This window comes from Streptomyces sp. ActVer (genome assembly GCF_027270795.1).
Taxonomy (GTDB): Bacteria; Actinomycetota; Actinomycetes; order Streptomycetales; family Streptomycetaceae; genus Streptomyces; species Streptomyces umbrinus_A.
This window is the reverse complement of record NZ_JAPWHT010000476.1, coordinates 1-7,663: the sequence shown is the minus strand read 5'-3', so window position 1 is coordinate 7,663 and position 7,663 is coordinate 1. Positions and strand designations below refer to the sequence as shown.

The 7,663-nt window shown below is 69.8% G+C and carries 6 protein-coding genes; 5 read left to right on the top strand and 1 reads right to left on the bottom strand.

Annotated elements, in window-relative coordinates:
- From O3Q52_RS44510 to O3Q52_RS44500, 3 genes are all read left to right on the top strand, one after another.
- The coding region (locus O3Q52_RS44510; protein ID WP_332113003.1) for an SIS domain-containing protein at window positions 1-302 on the top strand (302 nt) is incomplete at its 5' end.
- 64 nt (window positions 303-366) lie between these two features.
- Complete coding sequence (gene manA / locus O3Q52_RS44505; protein WP_269654216.1) at window positions 367-1,518, top strand: mannose-6-phosphate isomerase, class I; 1,152 nt, start codon at window positions 367-369, stop codon at window positions 1,516-1,518.
- 189 nt (window positions 1,519-1,707) lie between these two features.
- Window positions 1,708-2,685, top strand: a complete 978-nt coding sequence (locus tag O3Q52_RS44500; protein WP_269654215.1) for a cation diffusion facilitator family transporter — start codon at window positions 1,708-1,710, stop codon at window positions 2,683-2,685.
- Between the two features lie 158 nt (window positions 2,686-2,843).
- Here O3Q52_RS44500 and O3Q52_RS44495 read toward each other — a convergent pair whose 3' ends face one another.
- Window positions 2,844-5,006 (bottom strand): fructose-specific PTS transporter subunit EIIC, encoded by a 2,163-nt coding sequence (locus O3Q52_RS44495; protein ID WP_269654214.1) that lies wholly within the window; start codon window positions 5,004-5,006, stop codon window positions 2,844-2,846.
- 416 nt (window positions 5,007-5,422) lie between these two features.
- On the opposite strand from O3Q52_RS44495, the gene ahcY reads away from it, so the two are divergent.
- A complete protein-coding gene (ahcY, locus tag O3Q52_RS44490) occupies window positions 5,423-6,880 on the top strand; it encodes an adenosylhomocysteinase (RefSeq protein ID WP_189845826.1) in 1,458 nt (485 codons plus the stop codon).
- Between the two features lie 89 nt (window positions 6,881-6,969).
- Window positions 6,970-7,584 (top strand): hypothetical protein, encoded by a 615-nt coding sequence (locus O3Q52_RS44485; RefSeq protein ID WP_189845827.1) that lies wholly within the window; start codon window positions 6,970-6,972, stop codon window positions 7,582-7,584.
- Window positions 7,585-7,663 lie beyond the last annotated feature (79 nt).

The following is a 7,663-nucleotide window of genomic DNA, read 5'->3' as shown; positions in this document are numbered from 1 at the left end:
CGGCGAACGTCAAGGCCGGTTCGGGTTCGACGGGCGCGCTGGCCGCCGGCGCGGACCCGGACGACTTCTTCCGCGACCGCGTGGAGGAGGCCCAGGTCATGCACGCGCGCGTGGTCCTCCTCCGCGACCGCCCGACCGGCGGCCTCAGCGCCGCCCCGGCCGCCCGTGAACTGGCCCTCAGCCACGACACACCGATCAGCGAACTCGAACCGGACGACGGCGGCGACCTGGAGACCCTCGCCGAGCTGATCGCCATCACGGATTTCGCCGCCGTTTACCTGGCGCTCGCCTCCGGCGCCTGACCTTGAGCAACGCCTGGTGACCAGCGCCCGCTGAGCAGCGTACGTACGGAGAAGAAGACAGAGCATGGACCCCCTCGACAACACGATCCGCCCCTACGCCTGGGGCTCCACCACGGCCATCCCGCACCTCCTGGGCGTCGAGCCGACCGGCGAGCCGCAGGCCGAGATGTGGATGGGCGCCCACCCGGGCGCGCCCTCGCGCACCCCCCGCGGCCCGCTCACCGAGGTGATCGACGAGACTCCGGAGAAGGAGCTCGGCGCGGCGGCCGTCGCCAAGTTCGGCCCGCGCCTGCCGTTCCTGCTCAAGCTCCTCGCCGCGGGCGCCCCCCTCTCCCTCCAGGTGCACCCCGACCTCGCCCAGGCCAAGGAGGGGTACGAGGACGAGGAGCGCCGAGGCGTCCCGATCGACGCCCCGCACCGCAACTACAAGGACGCCAATCACAAGCCCGAACTCATCTGCGCGCTCACGGAGTTCGACGGCCTGTGCGGGTTCCGGACCCCGTCGGAGGCCGCCGACCTGCTCGCGGCCCTTGAGGTCGACTCCCTCAAGCCGTACGTCGACCTGCTGCACGCCCACCCCGAAGGGGCGGCGCTGCGAGAGGTGTTGACGGCCGTGCTGTCCGCGGACCGCGAGCAGATGGCCGCCACGGTCACCGAGGCGGCCGCGGCCTGCGTCCGGCTCGGCGGCGCCCACGCCCCGTACGCAGATCTGGCGCACCACTACCCGGGCGACCCGGGTGTCATCGCCGCGATGCTGCTCAACCATGTCCGACTGCAGCCCGGCGAGGCCCTGTTCCTCGGCGCGGGTGTGCCGCACGCGTATCTGAACGGCCTCGGCGTCGAGATCATGGCCAACTCCGACAACGTCCTGCGCTGCGGCCTCACCCCCAAGCACGTCGACGTTCCCGAACTCCTGCGTATCGTCCGCTTCGAGGCGAGCGACCCGGGCGTACTGCGCCCCGAGGCGTCCCCCGACGGCGAGGAGGTCTACGAGACCCCCATCGACGAGTTCCGCCTCTCCCGTTACGTCCTCGTGGCGGGCGCCCCGGTCCACGACCTCACCCTCGGCACGCCGCAGATCCTGCTGTGCACCGCGGGTTCCGTACAGGCGGGTGAGCACGCGCTCGGCCCCGGCCGGTCCGTCTTCGTACCGGCGGGCGAAAAGGCGGAAGTGTCCGGCGACGGCACGGTCTTCCGGGCCACCGTCATCGCCTGAGCCCGGCGACGCGGCCTGAGTCCTGGCGACCGTCCCCGTGGCCTGAAACGGTCACTGTGGTGACCCGGCGCACCGATGTCGGCCCGGGCTGCAACAATGGCCCACCGCAAAGGACGGGCAAAGCCCGTGGCGGCAGCCGGGACGGCAGACGGCAGGCCGAGACGGCAGACGAAGGGACATCGGGAGCACATGAGCGCGTCAGGCGGCACCAAGGCGATCGTGGCGGCACTCGCCGCCAACCTCGCGATCGCGGTAGCGAAGTTCGTGGCGTTCCTCGTCAGCGGATCATCGTCGATGCTCGCCGAGTCCGTGCACTCGCTCGCCGACTCCGGCAACCAGGGCCTGCTGCTCCTCGGCGGCAAGAAGGCCAAGCGCGAGGCGACCCCGGAGCACCCCTTCGGCTACGGCCGCGAGCGGTACATCTACGCTTTCCTCGTCTCGATCGTCCTCTTCTCGGTCGGCGGCATGTTCGCGATCTACAAGGGCTACGAGAAGATCAAGCAGCCGCACGAGATCGACCACTGGTACTGGGCGGTGGGCGTTCTCGTCTTCGCGATCATCGCCGAGACCTTCTCCTTCCGGACCGCCATCAAGGAGTCCAACACGCTCCGCGGCAAGCAGTCCTGGAAGGAGTTCGTACGCCACGCCAAGGCCCCCGAGCTGCCGGTCGTGCTCCTTGAGGACCTGGGCGCGCTCGTCGGTCTGATTCTCGCGCTGGCCGGTGTGGGCCTGGCCCTGGTCACGGGCGACGGCATCTGGGACGGCATCGGCACCGTCTGCATCGGCATCCTGCTCATCGCCATCGCGATCGTCCTGGCCGCCGAGACCAAGTCGCTTCTCCTGGGCGAGGCCGCCGGCGTCGAGGACGTCAGGAAGATCGAGGCCGCCATCGTCGACGGCGACACGGTCCCCGCCATCATCCACATGCGCACGCTCCACCTCGGCCCCGAGGAACTGCTGGTCGCCGCCAAGATCGCCGTCCGGCACGACGAGACGGCCACCGAGGTCGCCGCCGCCATCGACGCCGCCGAGTCCCGCATCCGCGAGGCCGTCCCGATCGCCCGCGTCATCTACCTCGAACCCGACATCTACAGCGAGACCGAGGCCGCGAAGGGCGCGGACCCCGAGGCCGCCCCGGGCGGCCCGGCCCCCACCGCCGAACACTGACTTCCCGTACGGGGAAGGGGGCGTCCTCTTCCCCGTACGCAGCCTCCCTCGTACGTCGAAGGGCCCGCCGAATCGCTCGGCGGGCCCTTCGACGTACACGTTGCCCCAACGGCCCCAAACACCCAGGCCGTGAGCGCCAGTCCGCGTCCCTCGCCCGGCTAGCGGATCTCGCGCAGCACGTCGAGAACCGCCGCCTCGTCGGGAGCCGTCGTCAGCCGCTCGCGGAACCCGGTGTCCATCAACTTCCGGGACAGCAGCGCCAGGATCCGCAGATGCTCGTCCCCGGCGGCGGCCTCGGGCACGGAGATCATGAAGACCAGCTTCGCCTTCGTACCGTCGAGCGAACCCCACTCGACGCCCTCCGCGGACCGCGCGAACCCGACGACGGGCGCCGTCACGGCATCGGTCTTGGCATGCGGGATGGCGATCTCCTCGCCGAGCCCGGTCGTGCCCTGCTCCTCGCGCCGCAACGCCGCCGCCACCAACTCCTCGACGTCCGTGACCTTCCCGGTGGCGGTCAGCAGCCCCGCCATCTCCCGGATCGCGGACTCCTTGTCACCGGAATCGAGCCGGCCCTTGACGGTCTGGGCGGTGAGATACCCGGAGAGGACTTCGTCGTCCGAGGCACCGGCGGACGCATCCGCGGACGCCTCGGCGGATCGGTCTGCGGGTGCGTCCGGAGAGGCATCGGCCGCAGAGCCGGTGGATGCCGGAGCCGATGCCGTCCGCTGGGCGGGAGTGTGCGCGGTGGCCGTCCCGCCGCCGGCGCCCAGGCCGTCACTGCCGGCACCCACGCCCGCGAGGGCGAGTTGGGGCTGCGGCGCGAGCCCGTCGACCATCGACTGGCCCCGCCGCCTGCGCTCACTGACATCGACGAGCGCGACCGTCGTCAGGGCCGTCACCACGGTCCCGATCACCACGGCCACGAAGAACATCGGTACGCCGCTGACGGCACCCAGCACCGCCACGATCGGCCCGCCGTGCGGCACCGCGTCCTCGACCCCGGCCAGACCCGCGAGCGCACCGGCCACCGCACCACCGAGCATGTTGGCGGGGATGACCTGCGCCGGCCGCGCGGCCGCGAACGGAATGGCGCCCTCGGATATCCCGAACAACCCCATGAACAGCGAGGCGAGACCCGTCTCGCGCTCCTGCTCGGTGTAGAGCCGCTTCCGGATCAGCGTGGCGAGCCCCTGCCCGAGCGGCATCACCGGGATCGCGGCCGCGCACATGCCCATGACCTCCTGGTTGCCGGTCGCGATGAGCCCCGCACCGAACAGGAACGCCGTCTTGTTGACCGGCCCGCCCATGTCGAACGCGATCATCAGCCCCAGGATCGCGCCGAGCAGCACCGCACTGGTCCCGGTCATCCCGCCGAGCCAGTCCGTCAGATGCTCGAAGACCCAGGAGATGGGCTTGCCGATCACGTAGATGAAGAACAGCCCGAGCGCCGTCGTCGCCACGATCGGGATCACGATGATCGGCATGATCGGCCGGACGAACTTCGGCACCTCGACCTTCTTGATCCACAGCACCAGATAGCCGGCGAGGAACCCGGTCACGATCGCCCCGATGAAGCCCGCGCCCGCCTCGGAGTCGTACAGCGAACCGGTGTTGGCGATCCACCCGCCGACCATGCCCGGTACCAGCGCGGGCCGGTCCCCGATCGCGTACGCGATATAGCCGGACAGAATCGGCACCATCAGCTGGAACCCGATGACGCCGATGTTGTTGACGTCCATCCAGAAGGAGTCCTTCGAGATGACCAGACCACCGGACGGATCGGTGTGCCCGCCGAGCGACAGCGAGATCGCGATCAGCAGCCCGCCGACCACGACGAACGGGATCATGTAGCTGACGCCGTTCATCAGCGCCTTGTACCCGACGCTCCGCTCCTTGCCGCCGCCACCGCTGCTGCCGGCGGACGAGGACGTACTGGTCCCGCCCCCACCTCCTCCGTGCACGGGCGCGGTCCGCACCTGCTCGATCAGCCGCTCGGGGTGGTGGATTCCCTCGGCGACGCCGACCGTCACCACCCGCTTCCCGGCGAACCGGCTCAGGTCCACATCCTTGTCCGCGGCGATGATCACGCCGTCCGCGATTCTGACATCGTTGTCAGTGAGTACGTTTTCGGCCCCGATCGAGCCCTGGGTCTCCACCTTGATGTCGACGCCGAGCTGCTCCGCCGCCTGTGAGAGCTTCTCGGCCGCCATGTAGGTGTGGGCAATGCCGGTCGGGCAGGCGGTCACCGCGAGCAGCTTCAACCGCTGCCGCTCGCCACTGCCGCCGCCCGTGGGGGGAAGGCCGGCCGGACTGGTCACGTCGATCTCCTAACGCCTTTGTTGTGGGGGATCGCGATCCGCGAGCTGGTGCACATGGTCCCGATCCCCGGCATCCTGCAACAGACCCCTGCACAGGACCAAAAGTTCGAAAGTCCCGGATTGTCCGGGCTTGTTGGCCCCTGATCCCGGCTCTGCGGACGCTCGGAGTCCGCTTCTTTCTGTCCGGAGGCGGACTGGGGACCGCTGAGCCGATCGGTGTAGATTCGTAACCGAGCCAGACGTCGCTGCTGATGGCGGTCGGGCGGCCCCGTACGGGCCGACCGAGGGAGAGAGGGCCTCCGACGGACTGCGCTGCGCAAGGCACCGGGCATTCGTGTGCCCCGTGGACGCACGTCCTGCCCCGCCGCCGCGCAGACCAGCCCAACCGACCTCGCCCAACCCGAGGAGCAGCTCGCATGACCACTGTCGACAACCGACAGGACTTCAAGGTCGCCGACCTTTCCCTGGCCGACTTCGGTCGCAAGGAGATCACCCTCGCCGAGCACGAGATGCCCGGCCTGATGTCGATCCGCAAGGAGTTCGCCGCATCCCAGCCGCTGGCCGGCGCCCGCATCATGGGCTCGCTGCACATGACCGTGCAGACCGCCGTTCTGATCGAGACCCTGGTCGCCCTGGGCGCCGAGGTCCGCTGGGTGTCCTGCAACATCTTCTCCACCCAGGACCACGCGGCCGCCGCCATCGCCGTCGGCCCGAACGGCACGCCCGACAACCCCCAGGGCATCCCGGTCTTCGCCTGGAAGGGCGAGACGCTGGAGGAGTACTGGTGGTGCACGGAGCAGGCGCTGACCTGGCCGAACACCCCCACCGGCGGCCCGAACATGATCCTGGACGACGGCGGTGACGCCACCATGCTCGTCCACAAGGGCGTCGAGTACGAGAAGGCCGGCAAGGTCCCGTCCCTCGACACCGCCGAGTCCGACGAGCACCGCGTCGTCCTGGGGCTCCTGACCCGGACGATCTCGAACGGCTCGCAGAAGTGGACCCAGGTCGCCTCGGAGATCCGCGGCGTGACCGAGGAGACCACCACCGGCGTCCACCGCCTGTACGAGATGCACCGCGACGGCACCCTCCTGTTCCCGGCGATCAACGTGAACGACGCCGTCACCAAGTCGAAGTTCGACAACAAGTACGGCTGCCGCCACTCCCTGATCGACGGCATCAACCGCGCCACCGACGTCCTCATCGGCGGCAAGACCGCGGTCGTCCTCGGCTACGGCGACGTGGGCAAGGGCTGCGCGGAGTCCCTGCGCGGCCAGGGCGCCCGCGTGATCGTCACCGAGATCGACCCGATCTGCGCACTGCAGGCGGCGATGGACGGCTACCAGGTCACGACGCTCGACGAGGTCGTCGACAAGGCCGACATCTTCATCACCACGACCGGCAACAAGGACATCATCATGGCCTCGGACATGGCCAAGATGAAGCACCAGGCGATCGTGGGCAACATCGGCCACTTCGACAACGAGATCGACATGGCCGGCCTGGCGAAGATCCCGGGCATCGTCAAGGACGAGGTCAAGCCGCAGGTCCACACCTGGAAGTTCCCCGACGGCAAGGTGCTCATCGTCCTCTCCGAGGGCCGCCTGCTGAACCTGGGCAACGCGACCGGCCACCCGTCGTTCGTGATGTCCAACTCGTTCGCGGACCAGACCCTGGCCCAGATCGAGCTGTTCACCAAGCCCGAGGAGTACCCGACCGACGTCTACGTGCTGCCCAAGCACCTCGACGAGAAGGTCGCCCGCCTCCACCTCGACGCGCTCGGCGTGAAGCTCACGACGCTCCGCCCGGAGCAGGCGAGCTACATCGGCGTAGAGGTCGAGGGCCCGTACAAGTCGGACCACTACCGCTACTGAGCAGCCGACCCCGGCGCTCAGCCAACGGTTGTCAGCAGGCCCCCGTCGTCACCGGCGGGGGCCTGCCCCCTACGAGGACCCGAGCCACCATGCCCCGCGGCCGATATTCGCTCCATGACCCGCACGACCACACCCCCCTCGCCGAAGAACACTTCCACTGCGCGCCCGGCCCCTCCGGCTGGCGCTACGTCTCCCAACTGACCGCCCCCTCCGGCGACCCGGCCGGTTCCGTCGACCTCGCACTCGACGACCTCGGCCGCCCCATCCGCCTCGAACTGCACGCCTCGGGCTGGCAGGTCCGCGGCGCCGCCCTCGACGGCGTCACCTGGGTCCGCACCGACCCCACGGGAGCTCACGCCACCGAAGGCAATGTCCGCGCCCACGCCTTCACCGGCACATCCCCCGCGTTCCTCATCGCCACCGCACGTCTGCTGCGCCTCACCCCCGATGCCTCCGCCACGCGTGTACGCCTCGTCGCCTTCACGGACCCGGTGCTCGCCCCGCGCACCCTCGACCAGTCCTGGGCCCTGATCACGAGAGAAACACACGCCACTGACAACGGCCCCCTGACGGTGGAGGAATACCAGGTCACAGCTCTGGACACCGGTGAGCAGCACGCCGTTCACCTCTCCGGCGACGTGATCCTCTCCGCACCCGGCATCGAGCTGGAGGACCTGGAGTCTCCGCCCTCGGCGTTCGCCTGACGAAGGTGCTGGGGGAGCCCGGGAGCTACGCGGGCGGGGCGAAGCCGGTGGCGGGACGCTCGGCGCCGGCATCCTGCGG

Excerpts from the sequence above, each read along its gene's own strand:
- manA (WP_269654216.1), top strand. The coding sequence starts at position 367 with ATGGACCCCCTCGACAACACGATCCGCCCCTACGCCTGGGGCTCCACC.
- O3Q52_RS44485 (WP_189845827.1), top strand. The coding sequence starts at position 6,970 with ATGCCCCGCGGCCGATATTCGCTCCATGACCCGCACGACCACACCCCC.
- O3Q52_RS44500 (WP_269654215.1), top strand. The coding sequence starts at position 1,708 with ATGAGCGCGTCAGGCGGCACCAAGGCGATCGTGGCGGCACTCGCCGCC.
- ahcY (WP_189845826.1), top strand. The coding sequence starts at position 5,423 with ATGACCACTGTCGACAACCGACAGGACTTCAAGGTCGCCGACCTTTCC.